12 protein-coding genes are annotated in these 15,721 nt (G+C 63.7%); 9 read left to right on the top strand and 3 right to left on the bottom strand.

Annotated features, from left to right (window positions below; genetic code table 11):
* Positions 1-165: 165 nt before the first annotated feature.
* The 8 genes from HMPREF2791_RS03690 (at position 166) to HMPREF2791_RS03655 (ending at position 10,026) form a co-directional block, all read left to right on the top strand.
* Positions 166-1,533: an FAD-dependent oxidoreductase gene (locus HMPREF2791_RS03690; protein ID WP_070844417.1), complete on the top strand. Its 1,368-nt coding sequence runs from the start codon at positions 166-168 to the stop codon at positions 1,531-1,533.
* A 188-nt stretch (positions 1,534-1,721) separates the two neighbouring features.
* On the top strand, positions 1,722-3,428 hold the full coding sequence (locus tag HMPREF2791_RS03685; RefSeq protein ID WP_070844415.1) for an ABC transporter ATP-binding protein: 1,707 nt from the start codon (positions 1,722-1,724) through the stop codon (positions 3,426-3,428).
* Positions 3,425-5,377 carry an ABC transporter ATP-binding protein gene (locus HMPREF2791_RS03680; RefSeq protein WP_070844414.1) on the top strand — a complete coding sequence of 651 codons (1,953 nt, stop codon included), beginning with the start codon at positions 3,425-3,427 and terminating at the stop codon, positions 5,375-5,377. Before HMPREF2791_RS03685 ends, HMPREF2791_RS03680 begins: the two co-directional genes overlap by 4 nt.
* A gap of 112 nt (positions 5,378-5,489) precedes the next feature.
* Complete coding sequence (locus HMPREF2791_RS03675; protein WP_083290087.1) at positions 5,490-6,773, top strand: Na/Pi symporter; 1,284 nt, start codon at positions 5,490-5,492, stop codon at positions 6,771-6,773.
* Between the two features lie 11 nt (positions 6,774-6,784).
* Positions 6,785-7,156 carry a hypothetical protein gene (locus tag HMPREF2791_RS03670; RefSeq protein WP_070472039.1) on the top strand — a complete coding sequence of 124 codons (372 nt, stop codon included), beginning with the start codon at positions 6,785-6,787 and terminating at the stop codon, positions 7,154-7,156.
* Positions 7,149-8,087: a substrate-binding domain-containing protein gene (locus HMPREF2791_RS03665; protein ID WP_070844412.1), complete on the top strand. Its 939-nt coding sequence runs from the start codon at positions 7,149-7,151 to the stop codon at positions 8,085-8,087. The genes HMPREF2791_RS03670 and HMPREF2791_RS03665 overlap by 8 nt, the downstream gene beginning before the upstream one ends.
* Before the next feature lie 70 nt (positions 8,088-8,157).
* The gene (locus tag HMPREF2791_RS03660; RefSeq protein ID WP_070472035.1) at positions 8,158-8,763 is read left to right on the top strand and encodes a DUF1707 SHOCT-like domain-containing protein; all 606 of its coding nucleotides are present in this window, start codon (positions 8,158-8,160) and stop codon (positions 8,761-8,763) included.
* Positions 8,764-8,784: 21 nt separating this feature from the next.
* Complete coding sequence (locus HMPREF2791_RS03655) at positions 8,785-10,026, top strand: pyridoxal phosphate-dependent aminotransferase (protein WP_070472034.1); 1,242 nt, start codon at positions 8,785-8,787, stop codon at positions 10,024-10,026.
* 9 nt (positions 10,027-10,035) lie between these two features.
* Here the strand turns inward: HMPREF2791_RS03655 and HMPREF2791_RS03650 are convergent, their stop codons facing one another.
* The 3 genes from HMPREF2791_RS03650 to HMPREF2791_RS03640 form a co-directional block, all read right to left on the bottom strand.
* Complete coding sequence (locus tag HMPREF2791_RS03650; protein ID WP_070472139.1) at positions 10,036-11,559, bottom strand: ABC-F family ATP-binding cassette domain-containing protein; 1,524 nt, start codon at positions 11,557-11,559, stop codon at positions 10,036-10,038.
* Positions 11,560-11,923: 364 nt separating this feature from the next.
* Positions 11,924-13,462, bottom strand: coding sequence for an FMN-binding glutamate synthase family protein (locus HMPREF2791_RS03645; RefSeq protein ID WP_246815158.1), 1,539 nt, complete (start codon positions 13,460-13,462; stop codon positions 11,924-11,926).
* A 100-nt stretch (positions 13,463-13,562) separates the two neighbouring features.
* On the bottom strand, positions 13,563-14,888 hold the full coding sequence (locus HMPREF2791_RS03640; RefSeq protein WP_070844410.1) for a UDP-glucose dehydrogenase family protein: 1,326 nt from the start codon (positions 14,886-14,888) through the stop codon (positions 13,563-13,565).
* A 157-nt stretch (positions 14,889-15,045) separates the two neighbouring features.
* Between HMPREF2791_RS03640 and HMPREF2791_RS03635 the strand changes: the two genes are divergently transcribed.
* Positions 15,046-15,705, top strand: a complete 660-nt coding sequence (locus tag HMPREF2791_RS03635; protein WP_070472029.1) for a hypothetical protein — start codon at positions 15,046-15,048, stop codon at positions 15,703-15,705.
* Positions 15,706-15,721 lie beyond the last annotated feature (16 nt).

The raw sequence follows: 15,721 nt of genomic DNA, 5'->3' as shown, positions 1-15,721 counted from the left end.
TACTCGGTCTAAGACAACCAGACCGATGAAAGTGCCGGTTAACACAGTGAATGTAAAGAGTTTGCCAGTGCCGAGAATGAAATTACGGATAGGTTTAAGACCACTCGGTCTATACGCTATAGTGTCCAACATCAACAGACCCTTTTGCGAAAGGACTATGAACTTATGAGCCTGCGCGTCGCCGTAGTTGGAGCCGGCCCAGCCGGCATTTACGCCTCCGACCTGCTAATCCGCAACGAAGAGCACGACATCCACGTCGACCTCTTCGAGCAGATGCCCGCCCCCTTCGGCCTGATCCGTTACGGCGTGGCACCCGACCACCCGCGAATCAAAGGCATTGTGAAGTCCCTGCACAACGTGCTGGACAAGGACAACCTGCGCCTGATCGCCAACGTCACCGTCGGCCGCGACATCACCATCGACGACCTGCGCGACTACTACGACGCCGTCGTTATCTCCACCGGCGCCGTGCGCGACCGTGAGCTGCTCATCCCGGGCGGCGACAAGTCCATCGGCGCCGGCGAGTTCGTCGGCTTCTACGACGGCAACCCCCGCTTCGAGCGCAACTGGAACCTCGAAGCCAAGGAAGTCGCCGTCGTCGGCGTGGGCAACGTCGCCCTCGACGTCTCCCGCATCCTGGCCAAGACCGGCGACGAGCTCACCGTCACCGAAATCCCGGACAACGTCTACGAATCCCTGAAGAACAACAAGGCCGAAACCGTGCACATGTTCGGCCGCCGCGGCCCCGCCCAGGCGAAGTTCACGCCGAAGGAGCTGCGCGAGCTCGACGAGTCCGACACTATCCAGGTGCTCGTAGACCCGGAGGACATCGACTACGACGAACTGTCCGAGCAGGTCCGCCGCTCCGACAAGTCCATCGACCTGAACTGCCAGGTGCTGGAGCAGTACGCCATGCGCGAGCCGGACGACGCGCCGCACAAGATCCACATCCACTTCTTCGAGGAGCCGGTGGAGGTGCTCACCGAAGGTGACGCGATTGTGGGCATCCGCACCGAGCGCCAGGAACTCGACGGCAACGGCGGCATCCGCGGCACCGGCAAGTTCACCGACTGGCCGGTCCAGCAGGTCTACCACGCCGTGGGCTACCGCTCCGAGCCGGTCGAGGGCGTGCCGTTCGACCTCGAGCGCCACGTCATCCCCAACGACGGCGGCCGCGTCCTGGTCACCGCCGAGGAAGGCGCCGCGCCGGAGGACAAGCTCTACGTCACCGGCTGGATCAAGCGCGGACCCGTGGGCCTGATCGGCAACACCAAGTCCGACGCCAAGGAAACCACCGACATGCTCATCGCCGACGCGGACGCCGGCAAACTCGCCGCGCCAACCCACACCGGCGCCGACGACATCTTCGACCTGCTCCGCGAGCGCGGCGTGGACTACGCCACCTGGGAAGGCTGGTACAAGCTCGACGAGGCCGAGCGCGCGCTCGGGGCCGCCGACGCCAACTTCCCGCGCGAGCGCAAGAAGATCGTGGAGTGGGAGGACATGCTCGGCCACTCCCGCTTCCAGGGCTAGGCGCTGGCGTCCGCTGCGCGGCCTGCCCGTAAACGCCGATATCGGCATCTAGCCTGACCGCCTATCCGCGACCTGGGCTTTTGCAGCGGCGCGCCCTGTAAACGCCGATATCGGCGTTTAGGCAGCAGCGGTATCGCAGCTGAGGCCCCACAGGTCTAAGATTGCCCCGATAAAAGAGAGGGGCACTCATGGATCTCATCCGCCTCACCGCGCACTTTGGCAAGCGGTACAGCGGCAAGATCGCGCTAGTTGTCGTGCTGCAGCTGATCACCACCCTGGCCACGCTGTATCTACCGGACTTGAACGCGGATATCATCAACAACGGCGTCGCCAACGCCGACGTGCCGTATATCTGGCGCGTCGGCGGGATCATGCTCGTCGTCGCGCTTGTGCAGCTTGCGGCGGCTGTATGCGCGTTCTGGTTCGCCTCGCAGGTGGCCATGAACACGGGCCGCGACATCCGCAAGGCGGTCTACGACCGGGTCTCCAGCTTCGACAGCGAGGACATGGGCCACTTCGGCACCGCCACCCTGATCACGCGCGGGACGAACGACGTCCAGCAGGTGCAGATGACGTTCCTGCTGTTCCTCAACTTCATGGTCGCAGCACCGATTATGGCCATCGGCGGCATCATCATGGCGCTGCGCCAGGACGCGGGCATGTCGTGGCTGGTGGTCACGGCGGTGCTGGTCCTCACCATCGTCGTGGGCATCATCGCCGCCATCCTGATGCCGCTGTTCAAGCAGATGCAGGCGAAGCTGGACGCGATCAACGGCTTACTGCGTGAGCAGATCGCCGGCATCCGCGTGGTCCGCGCGTTCGGCCGCGAGGGCTACGAGGCGGACCGTTTCCACGGCGCAAACACGGACTTGAGCAAGCTCAGCCTGAACATCGGCCGCGTGTTCGTGACCATGTTCCCGGTGATCATGCTCATCATGAACCTCGCCACCGCCGCGGTGCTGTGGTTCGGCGGCCACCGAGTGGACGAGGGCCTGGTGGAGGTCGGTTCGCTCACCGCGTTCATGCAGTACCTGATGCAGATTCTCATGGCGGTGATGATGGGTGTGTTCATGCTCATGATGCTGCCGCGCGCGATCGTCTGTGCGGACCGCGTGGACGAGGTGCTCGGGTATGAGGCGGGTGCGGGGGCGACCGGAGGGGCGTCGATAGGCGAAGGTGTCGTGCGCTTCGAAAATGTCTCCTACACGTACCCCGGTGCGGAGCAGCCGGTGCTGGAAGAGATCTCGTTTGAAGCGCGCCCGGGAACCACGACCGCGATCATTGGCTCAACGGGCGCCGGCAAGACCACGCTGGTGGGGCTGCTGCCAAGGCTGTACTCCCCCACGTCGGGGCGCGTGCTTATCGACGGCCATCCGGTCACCGACCTCGACCGCGCGAGCCTGGTCACGGCTGCCGGCATGGTCCCGCAGAAACCGTGGCTGTTCTCGGGCACCGTGGCGACGAACCTGCGGATGGGCAACCCCGACGCGACCGACGATGAGCTGTGGGCGGCGCTGCGAGTCGCGCAGGCCGGGTTCGTTGACGACCTGGATATGCCGATCGCCCAGGGAGGCACCAACGTCTCCGGTGGGCAGCGCCAGCGCCTGTGCATCGCGCGCATGCTGGTGGCGGACCCGAAGGTGTACATCTTCGACGACTCGTTCAGCGCACTCGACGCGACCACCGAGGCGAACCTCAACGCCGCGATGCGCGATGTGGTGAAGAACCGCACCGTAATCGTGGTGGCGCAGAAGGTGTCCTCGATCCGGCACGCGGACCAGATTCTGGTGATGGAGGCCGGGCGCATCGTCGCGCGCGGCACGCACGACGAGCTGCTGGAAACCAGCAACACCTACCGGGAAATTGAACGCAGCCAGGCAGAGGTCGACGCATGAGCAACCAGCACGGAGCCGAGCTGACAGACGACCAGCTCGCCGAATACGAAGAGAAGATGGCCGGCGACGACTACTCCAACAAGGCACCGCGCAAGGCCAAACAGTTTTGGCCGTCCGCGAAGCGCCTGCTGGGGTTGCTCGCGCCGTACAAGATGGCGCTCACGGCGGTGTTTGTCATGAACGCCGTCTCCGTGGTGCTAGCCGTGTACGCCCCGCGCGTGATGGGCCGGGCCATGGACGTGATCTTCTCCGGCGTGATGTCCAGGCACATGCCCGCCGGGATGAGCAAGGAGCAGGCGATCGAGGGCATGCGCGCCGCCGGCCAGGACCGGTTCGCGGACATGGCCTCGGCGATGGACCTGACCCCCGGCAGCGGCATCGACTTCGACCGCCTGCGCGAACTGATCGTCGCAGTGCTTGCGCTGTACGTGGTGTCGGCGCTGCTCATGTGGGCCCAGGGCGCCATCTTGAACAAGCTGTCCATCCGGGCGGTGTTCGACCTGCGCGAGCGGGTGGAGGCGAAGCTCAACCGCCTGCCGCTGAGCTACTTCGACACCCGGCAGCGCGGCGACGTGATGAGCCGCACCACCAACGACGTGGACAACGTGCAGCAGGCCCTGCAGCAGTCCCTGTCCTCGCTGTTCAACGCGGTGATCACCATCGTGGGCATCCTGGTGATGATGTTCGCCATCTCCTGGCAGCTGGCACTGGTCGCGCTGCTGGCCCTGCCGCTGACCGGCCTGGTCATGGGCCTGGTGGGCACGCGCAGCCAAAAGCAGTTCATCACCCAGTGGAAGGCTACCGGCGACGTCAACGGGCACGTGGAGGAATCCTTCTCCGGCCACGACGTCGCGGTCATCTTCGGCCGCACCGAGGCGTTGCGCCGCACCTTCGACGAGCGCAACGAGGAGCTTGCGGGTGCGGCGCAGAAGGCGCAGTTCTTGGCCAACTCGATGCACCCGATCATGCAGTTCATCTCCTACCTGTCCTACGTGGCCATCGCGGTCCTCGGCGGGGTGAAGGTGGCCTCGGGCAGGCTCACGCTCGGCGACGCCACCGCGTTTATCCAGTACTCCCGCCAGTTCAACCAGCCGCTGGGCGAGATCGCCGGCATGATGCAGATGCTGCAGTCCGGCGTGGCGTCCGCGGAGCGCGTCTTCGAGCTTCTCGACGCTGAAGAGGAACCCGAATACCAGCCCCAAGCCCGCATGGACGGCCGTGCCGAAGGCCTGGTGGAGTTCCGCGATGTGTCCTTCTCCTACACCGACGAGCCTTTGATTCAGGACCTGAACCTGCGGGTGGAGCCGGGCCAGACCGCCGCGATCGTCGGCCCCACCGGCGCCGGCAAGACCACGCTGGTGAACCTGATCATGCGCTTCTACGACGTCGAATCCGGCGCGATCACCCTCGACGGCACGGACATCCGGGATCTTTCCCGCGAGGACCTGCGCAGCCAGATCGGCATGGTGCTGCAAGACGCAGTGCTGTTCAAGGGCACGATCATGGACAACATCCGCTACGGCCGCCTGGACGCCACCGACGAGGAGGTCATTGAGGCGGCGAAGGCCACCTACGTGGACCGCTTCGTGCGCTCGCTGCCGGACGGCTACGACACGGAAGTCGACCAGGACGGCGGATCCGTATCCGCGGGCGAGCGCCAGCTAATCACCATAGCGCGCGCGTTCCTGTCGCAGCCGTCGCTGTTGATCCTGGACGAGGCGACCTCGTCTGTGGACACCCGCACCGAGGTGCTGGTCCAAGACGCGATGAACGCGCTGCGGTCCAACCGCACCTCTTTTGTCATCGCGCACCGCCTGTCCACCATCCGGGACGCGGACGTGATTGTGGTGATGGAAGACGGCAGAATTGTGGAGCAAGGTTCGCATGCGGAGCTCGTCGCAAAGCAAGGTGCGTACTGGCGCCTGCACCAATCCCAATTCAGCGACTAGCTGACAGTAAATTCACACGTTTCCCAAATGTTCACCTCGTGGACACCGTTCCATTAACGCGGTGTCCATACGGTGTCGGGCACACCTGTGTCAGCTACCTGATTGGGAAACGATGAAACGCGAAGAAACCGGCGGATCTTCCGTCGCCGTGGCCGACAACACCGGCCGCACCGCAGAAGACGAGAACACGAACCTCGACGACCTCGATGTGGACGACGACAACGAGCGCAAGGACCCGCTCGGCTTCCTCCCCCTCGACGGCAAGGCCAAGCAGATTGCCAACTGGATCGCCGTGATCATCGGCGTCTGGGTCCTGCTCAACGGCGTGGGCATGATCGGCGACGGCTTCAAAGGCATCGCCGGCGACCGCGCCGAGGAACTGTTCTCCTTCGCCGAGAACCCGTTCGTGGGCCTGGCCATCGGCATCGTCGCCACCGCGATCATCCAGTCCTCCTCCACCACCACCTCGATCGTGGTTGGCATGATCGCCGGCGGCCTGCCGCTGAACATCGCGATCCCGATGCTCTTCGGCGCCAACATGGGCACCTCCGTGACCTCCACACTGGTCGCCCTTGGCTTGGCCGGCAACAAGAAGCAGTTCCAGCAGGGTTTCTCGATGGCCACCGTGCACGACTTCTTCAACCTCATCGCCATCCTGATCTTCTTCCCGCTGGAAATGTTCACCGGCTTTTTGGGCAAGACTGCGACCGCGATTGCGCCGTCGCTGTCCGGCTCCGGAGAGGGCGTGCTGGCCGGCATCTTCGAGTCCATCGGCGACTTCATCGACGCCATCACCGAGCCGCTGGTCGGTCTGGCAGGCAGCCTGGTCGAGCCGCTCGGCGACGTCTGGGGCGGCGTAGTCCTGGCCGTGCTGGGCATTGCGCTGATCCTGTTTTCCATCCAGTTCATCGGCAACATCCTCAACGCGCTTCTGGTGGGCAAGGCCCAGAACATCCTCTACGCAGCGCTGGGCAAGAACGCGTTCATGGGCGTGCTCTCCGGTGCCGCCATCACCACCCTGGTGCAGTCCTCCTCCACCACCACCGCGCTGACGGTGCCGCTGGCCGCCTCCGGCAAGTTCAAGGTGCGCACCCTGTTCCCGTTCGTGGTCGGCGCCAACATCGGCACCACCGTCACCGGCCTGATCGCCGCGTTCTCCGCCTCCGGCGCCGAAGCCGAAGCCGCGATGGCCGGTGCCCTGGTGCACACGCTTTTCAACACCTTCGCCGCGATCCTGATCCTGGGTGTGCCGTTCCTGCGCAAGCTCCCGCCGGCAGGCTCCGACTGGCTCGCAGCCCTGGCGACGAAGAACAAGCTCTACGTCTTCGCGTGGATCGGCGGCGTGTTCTTCATCATCCCGATCCTGGCCGTGTTCATCTCCAACGCACTCTCCTAAGGAGCCCCTCAATGACCACTCCCGAGAACCCGACCAACGCTGAAAACACCCCTGGCGAGACCCCCGACCTGTCCCCACTGGCGAAGGACCTGATTAACCGCGAAGCCCCCGACGCCGAGCTGTACGCGCTGCTGCACGAGCTGGAAGAAACCGCAGATGAGCTGCGCAGCGAGCTGCAGGCACGCCTGGGCAACCGCGCCAAGCTGGAAGGCGAGCAGGCCCGCGCCCACCGCAAGATCAACCCGAACGTCACCCCGGAGCAGGAGGAAGAGCTGAAGCACTTCCCCGAGTACTGGGCAAACTCCAAGGGCTCCTGGAGCAACCTGTTCAAACTGCTGCGCGAACTGCGCATCGAGATGCGGGAGGGCAAGGGTAATGCGTAAACGACTCACCGCCACCGTCGCTTTGGCCGCCGTCGCCGCACTGGCCGTCGGCTGCGGCAACGACACCACCCCGGGCGATAACGCCATCAAGGTCACCGGCTCCTCCACCGTCGAGCCGATCACCAACTACATGGCCAACCGCTACGACTTCGACGTGGACATCGACGCAGTCGGCTCCACCGACGGCTTCGAAGCGTTCTGCGCGGGCGAGGCCGACATCAACGACGCCTCCGTGGCCATTCCCGGCGACGGCGCTGACGTGGACTACCAGAAACAGTGCGCCGACGCCGGCGTGAACTTCATCGAGCTGCCCATCGCGCTCGACGCCATCACGCTGGTCAAGCACCGCGACAACGACTGGGCCGAGGACCTGACCATCCAGCAGCTGCACGACATCTGGGCGAAAGACTCCGCGGTGACCAAGTGGTCGGATATCGACCCGTCCTGGCCCGACGAGGAAATCACCCTTTACGGCCGCCCGGACGGCTCCGGCACCCTGGGCGTGTTCGAGCAGCTCGTGCTGGATGGCGACGAGATCCGCGAGGACTACCAGGCCATCGACGACATCCAGGAGCTGTCTAAGTGGGTCTCCGAGGACGTCAACGGCTTGAGCTTCATGGGCATCGGCAACTACCTGGCCACCGAGGACCCGACGCGCAACCGCATCGATAACGTGCTTGTCGACGGCGTCGCCCCGACCGCCGATGAGGCAAAGAGCGGTAACTACCCGCTGGCGCGCCCGCTGTTCATCTACGTCAACGAGGACTCCGCCAAGCGCGACGACGTCAACGAGTTCGTCACCACTTACCTGGACAAGGTCGAAGCCGTGCTGCCGCGCGTGTACTTCTACCAGCTGCAGGAAGACGAGTACGACAAGTCGAAGCAGCGCTACGAGGACCGCGAAACCGGCGCTGACGAGCGCTGGCAGTAAGCCACCTTCACTGCTTTCCACCGCGCCCCGGACATGCACGACAGCCGTCCGGGGCGTTACTATATGCGGCGTGAGCACCCCCTACGGCAACTTCAGAATCGGTGACCAGGAGCGCATGGACGCCATGGACACCCTCGGCCGCGCACTCGGCGAGGGCCGGCTCAATATGGGCGAGTTCGACGACCGCTGCCGCCGCGTCGCCGAGGCACAGGTCCACTCAGATCTCGAGCCGATTTTGGGGGATCTGCCGCCGCAGCCGACCGGAGGTGCCGTCGAGAGGCAAGAAGTGCACTCGGGCGATGTGTTTTACAGCGGCCGCGAAATCATGCAGGCGCGCCGCTCCGGCAAGCGCATGCGCGCAGGCACCTTCTGGCTGGGCACCGTGGGCGCGTTCGGGCTGACCGCTGTGCACCCGGTCTTCCTGCTGATCATCCCCACCCTGTTCATCCTGCTGTACATCATGAAAGTCGGCCCCGACTCCTGGTACACCCCCAGCCTGCGGCAGCTGGAGCAGCAGCGCCGCCAAGAGATCAAGCGCCGCCAGCTGGAGATCGAATCCGCCAAGGCACACCAGCAGGCCATGATGCGGGTGCAGCGCAAGGATCAGTTCAACCAGCTGACCTCCGATGCGCTCGATGTCGCGCAAAACACGATAAACCGCTTCCGCAAGAACTAAAGAGGCCTACAGTGGAGTGGCATGAGTGAGCCACTGCAAAAGCACCGCCATTTCGACCAAGCGGACAAGCTGAAAAACGTCTTCTACGACATCCGCGGGCCCGTGACCGCCACCGCGGAGAAGATGGAGCGCGACGGCCACACCATCTTGAAGCTCAACACGGGCAACCCGGCCGTCTTCGGCTTTGAGGCGCCGGACGTGATCATGCGCGACATGATTGCCAACCTGCCCACCTCCCAGGGCTACACCACCTCCAAGGGCATCACCTCGGCACGCCGCGCGGTGGTCACGCGCTACGAGATGATCGACGGCTTCCCGCCCTTCGACATCGACGATGTCTACCTGGGCAACGGCGTGTCCGAGCTGATCAGCATGACCACCCAGGCGCTGCTCAACGACGGCGACGAAATCCTCATCCCCGCCCCCGACTATCCGCTGTGGACCGCCGCGTCCACGCTCGCAGGCGGCAAAGTCGTGCACTACATGTGCGACGAGGAGGACGACTGGAACCCGTCGCTCGAGGACATCCGGGAGAAAGTCACCGACCGCACCAAGGCGATCGTGGTGATCAACCCCAACAATCCCACCGGCGCCGTGTACTCGCGCGAAGTGCTCGAAGGCATCGCCGACATCGCCCGCGAGCACGAGCTCATGGTGCTCTCCGACGAGATCTACGATCGCGTACTTTACGACGGAGCTTCGCACATCTCCATGGCAGAAGTCGCCCCCGACCTTTTGTGCATCACCTTCAACGGGCTGTCCAAGGCCTACCGGGTGTGCGGCTACCGCGCCGGCTGGATGGTTGTCACCGGTCCCCGTCGCAGAGCTCAAGGCTTCATCGAAGGCCTGGACCTTTTGAGCGGCACGCGGTTGTGCGCGAACGTGCCTGGCCAGCACGCCATCCAGGTGGCCCTTGGCGGGCGGCAGTCCATCTACGAGCTCACCGCCGAGGGCGGACGCCTGCACAAGCAGCGCAACGTGGCAGTGCGGAAGCTCCGCGAGATCCCCGGTGTGTCCGTGGTGGAGCCAAAGGGTGCGCTGTACTGCTTCCCCAAGATCGACGCGGAGATGTACAACATCCACGACGACGAGAAGTTCATGCTGGACCTGCTCAAATCCGAGAAGATCCTGATGGTCCAGGGCACCGGCTTCAACTACCCCACCCCGGACCACTTCCGCGTGGTCACCCTGCCGTGGGCATCGCAGCTGGAAAACGCCATCGAGCGCCTGGGCAACTTCCTGGCGGACTACCACCAGCACTAGGGGTTCGTCCTACGGCAAGGTCTCGATGGCGACTTCGCGGGTGAGACCTATTCGCGCACAGAAATCCTCGTCATGGCTGACCAGGACGATCGCACCGGCGTAGCTGTCCAGTGCGGAGACGAGCCAGTCCACTGTGGAAATGTCGATATTGTTGGTGGGCTCGTCGAGAAGCAATAGCTTCGGGGCTGGGTGAGAAAGCAGGATACGGGCGAGCTCAACGCGGAATCGCTCCCCGCCGGACAGCGTGCCAACGGGGGCGTGCACGGTGTCGTTCTGAAACAGCAGCTGCGCAAGTTGGTCGCGGATATACTGCGGCTCTGCCTCGAGGTTGGTTTGCGTCACCAGCTCCAGCACCGTCAGCTCTGGGTTGAGCGTAATGCGCTGGCGAAGGTAACCCACGTCGTCAATGACGTAGCCTGCCTGCCCACTCGCGATGGAGTTGAGCAGCGTAGTCTTGCCGCTTCCGTTAGGACCGGTAATGCGCACCCGCTCGGAACCTACGACTGTCAGTCCGGGAATGTCCAAGACCCGGGTACCATTGGGCAGCTCGGTGCCGGGCAAATCGATAAAGACAGCTTGATCATCGCGGACTTTTTCCTGGGCTTTGTTGTAGGCGGCGAGCGCGCCCTCCACCGCCCCTGCGTGGGCCGACCCCCGTCTCGCCGCAGTCTTTTCAGACCTGTCCTTGTCCAATCCCATCGCCATGCCGGGCTTGCGCTTCGAGGCGGCGAACTTCTTTCCACGGCGCGCATCCCGATCGATGCGTGTCTGCATCGCTTCCCGCTCCTTGACCTGCTTGCGGTGGTTCGCTTTTGCGTCCCTCACCCCGCGTATCGCTGATTCCTGCTCCTGTGCGAGCGTCTCCTTGTATGCGGAAAAGTTGCCGGAGAACATTCGCAGCCGGCCGTCGTGCAGCTCAGCAATTTCGGTGGCGCTCTGCAGCAAGTCGCGGTCATGACTAGCGACGAGCACAGGTACCGACGCCGCCTCCAGCTCCCGTATGAGCTGCTCTTTCGCGTGGTGGTCGAGGTTGTTGGTTGGCTCATCCAAGACGACGAAGTCGGGGTTGCCGGAGAACAACGCGGCCAACGCTACCCGGACTGTTTCACCGCCGGAAAGCGTATCCAGGGTTCTATCCAAAGGTAGGTCGAGTCCGTGCGCGGACAGGGTGGCGGTGATCTCTGCGGCGATATCCCACCGGTCACCGATGGTTTCAAACAGCTGGGGATCGAACTCCCCGGCCTCCACCGATGCAATTGCGTTGAGGATTTCAGTGGCCTCAAAAACATCAGCCACGGTGTCGTCCGCCCGCAGCGTGAGGTCCTGCGGTAAGTACGCGATGTTCGCGGGGCGTTCCACCGAACCGCCCGTCGGTTCGAGCTGACCGAGGATGACCTTGATCAGAGAGGATTTACCGGATCCATTATCACCGATTAACCCGGTAAGCCGACTATCAAATACGGCGTTCAGGCCTTCAAGGCACGTGGTTCCATTGGGCCACTCGAGGGAAATGTTGTTCAGGGAAATAGGCATGCTCATCTGTCTTTCTGGTTCGTGTTATGCGGAAACACGGAACGTGAGCACTGCCTACTCCTTCCCTCGGGGACGCGGTCTGTTCAGAAACTACGGTGAACCAGTGTGCGTGTCAAGCACTTTGCGTCCAATAAGTGACCAGACATGACGCTGATCTGCTAGTTCGACTGCGAATGCCTCGCGAGCGAACTAGCAGATCAAGTGTCCAACTTTATGTTTTCCCAGGTGATATTGAAACACAGTGTCAATAGCAGGGCGATCTGCTAACTACCCTGCGAACCCTTAAATGGCCAACTAGCAGATCCGCGGGCCGGGAGAGCCGACTGGGTACGGGTGGGCCGCCGCGAGAGCAGCCCCATACGCACTACGCCACGGGGCGGAACGTATCCGGGGAGGCGGCTTTCCAGTCGGGGGCCCAGGCCGAGGGGGCGTCTTCAAGCAATTGCCCCGGGCGGAGCCACTCGTAGATGGAGGCGTAGGAGCGCGACTCCGTCGGCGAGACGCTGCGGCGCAGCATGTCGGGGCGCAGCTCCGACGGATCCGAGACGCCCATGGAGGCCATGAGGCGCACGGCGGTGCTGACGGTGGTCTTGTGGAAGTTGTAGACCGCCTTCGATTTGTCCTCCACCACGATGGCGCGGTTGCGTCGCGGGTCCTGGGTGGCCACGCCCGTCGGGCATTCGCCGGTGTGGCAGCGCTGCGCCTGGATGCAGCCGGTGGCCATCATCATGGCGCGGGCGGAGTTGGTGTAGTCCGCGCCCTGAATCATGCGCATGACAATGTCGGAGCCACCGGCGACTTTGCCGGAGGCGCCGATCTTGATCTGGTCGCGCAATCCGGTGCCCACAAGCGCGTTGTGCATCAGCATCAGGCCGTGGGTCAGGGGCATGCCCATGTGGTCCTCGAAGTCGATGGGTGCGGCACCGGTGCCGCCCTCGGAGCCGTCCACGACGATGAAGTCGGGTGCGGTGCCGACCTCGCGGATGGCCTTGCAGATGGCGAGCACTTCTCTGCGGCTGCTGACGCACATCTTGAACCCCGCCGGCTTGCCGCCGGAAAGCTCGCGCATCTGCGCGATGAACTCGATGAGCTCGACCGGGGTGCTGAACACGCGGTGGCCGGCCGGGCTGATGCAGTCCACGCCCATGGGCACGCCGCGGATCTCCGAGACTTCCTTGGTGATCTTGTCCGCCGGCAGCACGCCGCCGATGCCCGGCTTGGCGCCCTGGCTGAGCTTCAGCTCCACCATCTTGACCTGGTCGTCCTGGGCCTTGTCGCGGAACTTGGCGGGGTCGAAGCCGCCGTCTTCGGTGCGGGCGCCGAAGTAGCCGGTGCCCATCTGCCAGATCAGGTCACCGCCGTTTTCCTTGTGGTACGGAGAGATACCGCCCTCGCCGGTGTTGTGGGCGAACCCGCCCATGGCCGCGCCCTTGTTCAGGGAGCGCACCGCGTTTTTGGACAGCGAGCCGAAACTCATCGAGGACACGTTCAGCATGGAGATGGAGTACGGCTGGGTGCAGTCCTTGCCGCCGACGAGTGCGCGCGGCGGCTCGGCCGGCTCCTCCACCGGCGCGATGGAGTGCACGAGGTGCTCGTGGTTGGCGTCGTAGACATCCTGGACGGTGCCGAACGACGTCTCGCTCTGCTTGCCCTTCGCGCGCTCGTAGATGGCGTTGCGCTGGTCGCGGTTGAAGGGGCGGCCGTCCCAGTCACGTTCGATGAAGTACTGGCGCAGCTCCGGACCGATGTCCGTGAGCAGGTAGCGCATGTGTCCCAACACTGGGTAGTTGCGCAGGATCGGGTATCTGGTTTGCGTGAGGTCGTGAATGGCGACGCCACCCAGCGCCGCCGCGGCAGCGCCCAGGGCGCCCTTGGCAAATGTTCCTCGCTTCTCCTTGGACATGCGGACCATCATGCCCTACCCGACCAGAAATACTAAGACGGGCACACCCTGCAGGTATGCCCGAATTAGGTACTACGAAACTACTGCTTGGAGCTGCCCCTTACAGGCTCCGACCGAGGGCACGGATCTGCCAGCCGGCGTTCTGCCAGTCGGTGACGTTGAGGACGTTTCGCCCGTCGATGAGCAGTTGCTTGTCGACGTGCTCCGCCGCCCACCGCGGGTCCATCTCCTTGAACTCCTGCCACTCGGTGGCGAGGATGACCAGCTCCGCACCGCGAAGTGCGTCCTCGAGGCTGGTGGCGTAGTCGAGGGTGGGGAACACCTTGCGGGCGTTGTCCATGCCCTGCGGGTCGTAGACACGCACGGACGCGCCGGCGAGCGAAAGCTGGCCCGCCACAGCAAGTGCGGGCGAGTCGCGCACGTCGTCCGAGTTCGGCTTGAACGCCGCGCCGAGCACGGTGATGTTGCGGCCGATGACGCTGCCGAGCTCCTCGCGCGCTAAGTCGATCACGCGCTGGCGGCGGCGCATGTTGATCGCGTCGACCTCGCGCAGGAAGGTCAGGGCCTGATCCGCGCCGACCTCGCCGGCGCGCGCCATGAACGCGCGGATGTCCTTGGGCAGGCACCCTCCGCCGAAACCGAGACCTGCGCCGAGGAACTTCCGCCCGATGCGGTCGTCGTAGCCGATCGCATCGGCCAGCTGGGTCACGTCCGCGCCGACGTTCTCGCAGACCTCGGACACGGCGTTGATAAACGAGATCTTCGTGGCGAGGAACGCGTTGGCGGAGACTTTCACCAGCTCCGCGGTCTGCAAATCCGTCACGATGAACGGGGTGTCATTTTCCAGCGGGGTGGCGTAGACCTCGCGGGCGATCTCCTCCGCGCGGGAGTTCTCGGCGCGGTGGCCCAACACGATGCGGTCCGGCTCGATGGTGTCTTTGACTGCGTAACCCTCGCGGAGGAACTCCGGGTTCCAGGCGATCTCCACGGTCGCTTTGTTGCCGTTGGCGGCGAGAGCGTCGGCGCGCTCCTGCAGCGCGGCGGCGGTGCCGACCGGCACGGTGGACTTGCCCAAAATCAGGTGCTCGCCTTCCAGCTGGGGCACCAGGTCGTCGATCACGGCCTCGACGTAGCGGGTATCGGCAGCGTAGGAGCCGCGCTGCTGCGGGGTGCCAACCCCGATGAAGTGCACGCGGCCGAAGGCGGCGGCTTCGGCGTAGTCCGTCGTAAAGCTCAGGCGCCCCGCCTCGATGTTGCGCTCCAGAACCTCGGGCAGGCCCGGCTCGTAAAACGGCACCTTGGAGTTCTTCAGCGCCTCGATCTTGGTTTCGTCAACGTCTACGCCCAGCACCTCGTGGCCGAGTTCAGCCATGCACGCCGCATGCGTCGCGCCAAGGTAACCAGTGCCAATCACAGTCATCCGCATAAGTGGCCATTATGCCGTGGAGCGGCGAGGTCGGCAGGGTGAAGAACGGGAAGGCAAGCACACAGCTTATTCCCATTTATTTGCCAGGCGATAACACGGTGTCGAGCGTGACAACGGTAACTTAGTCACGTCCCTACAACAGGTTCAAGGAGTCTCTATGAGGAAGCTAGCTTCTGCGGTTCTTGTAACCGCACTCGGTTTCACCCAACTGATCGCACCAGCCCACGGACAAGAAAACGCCGTGACGGTCGCAGAGGCCAGTCCGACAGCGGAATTCGTGGCTGCCCCAACTAACACCCCGGACCCCAGTTTCACCGAAACGGTTGTCGGACCGTCACGGAAACCTGTGAAGGCAAGCGACGTGAAGTACAAACCCTCCGATATCAATCTCGTAATCAAGGGTGATACGTGCTTTATCGACACCCACAAAGTGGAGAGCTTCTTCGAAGACGTATACGGCCGGACATACCACAACGAGTTCTGGTCACCCCTGGAAGCAGAACACATGATCCCATACTTCGAAGAATTCCGGAAGGAGCAGGAGCAGGAGGGCATTTGGAGCAACTGGGAGCAGAAACGCACCCCGTTTAAGGAATACTTCTCGGACTTTGAAATCCAGATGGCAGAAGCCGAGATGAAGGCGCTTAAGGAGTGCGCGGCTTACACGGCACCAACCCCCACAACGACCGTGCTTAAGCCCGAGCCCGCGAAACAGAACAACACGCTTGCCATCATCGCGATCATCGTGTCTGCAATTAGCGCCGCCCTATCCGCGGTCAGCCTGGCCTTGCCCTTTTTCCCACAGTTGAAGCGCTAAACGCCTGGAAGGCTCG

The sequence above is a fragment of the Corynebacterium sp. HMSC034A01 genome, assembly GCF_001838175.1.
GTDB lineage: Bacteria > Actinomycetota > Actinomycetes > Mycobacteriales > Mycobacteriaceae > Corynebacterium.
This window is presented reverse-complemented; position numbering and strand designations above follow the sequence as displayed.

Excerpts from the sequence above, each read along its gene's own strand:
- HMPREF2791_RS03690 (WP_070844417.1), top strand. The coding sequence starts at position 166 with ATGAGCCTGCGCGTCGCCGTAGTTGGAGCCGGCCCAGCCGGCATTTAC.
- HMPREF2791_RS03685 (WP_070844415.1), top strand. The coding sequence starts at position 1,722 with ATGGATCTCATCCGCCTCACCGCGCACTTTGGCAAGCGGTACAGCGGC.
- HMPREF2791_RS03680 (WP_070844414.1), top strand. The coding sequence starts at position 3,425 with ATGAGCAACCAGCACGGAGCCGAGCTGACAGACGACCAGCTCGCCGAA.
- HMPREF2791_RS03675 (WP_083290087.1), top strand. The coding sequence starts at position 5,490 with ATGAAACGCGAAGAAACCGGCGGATCTTCCGTCGCCGTGGCCGACAAC.
- HMPREF2791_RS03670 (WP_070472039.1), top strand. The coding sequence starts at position 6,785 with ATGACCACTCCCGAGAACCCGACCAACGCTGAAAACACCCCTGGCGAG.
- HMPREF2791_RS03665 (WP_070844412.1), top strand. The coding sequence starts at position 7,149 with ATGCGTAAACGACTCACCGCCACCGTCGCTTTGGCCGCCGTCGCCGCA.
- HMPREF2791_RS03655 (WP_070472034.1), top strand. The coding sequence starts at position 8,785 with ATGAGTGAGCCACTGCAAAAGCACCGCCATTTCGACCAAGCGGACAAG.
- HMPREF2791_RS03650 (WP_070472139.1), bottom strand. The coding sequence starts at position 11,559 with ATGCCTATTTCCCTGAACAACATTTCCCTCGAGTGGCCCAATGGAACC.
- HMPREF2791_RS03645 (WP_246815158.1), bottom strand. The coding sequence starts at position 13,462 with ATGTCCAAGGAGAAGCGAGGAACATTTGCCAAGGGCGCCCTGGGCGCT.
- HMPREF2791_RS03640 (WP_070844410.1), bottom strand. The coding sequence starts at position 14,888 with ATGCGGATGACTGTGATTGGCACTGGTTACCTTGGCGCGACGCATGCG.
- HMPREF2791_RS03635 (WP_070472029.1), top strand. The coding sequence starts at position 15,046 with ATGAGGAAGCTAGCTTCTGCGGTTCTTGTAACCGCACTCGGTTTCACC.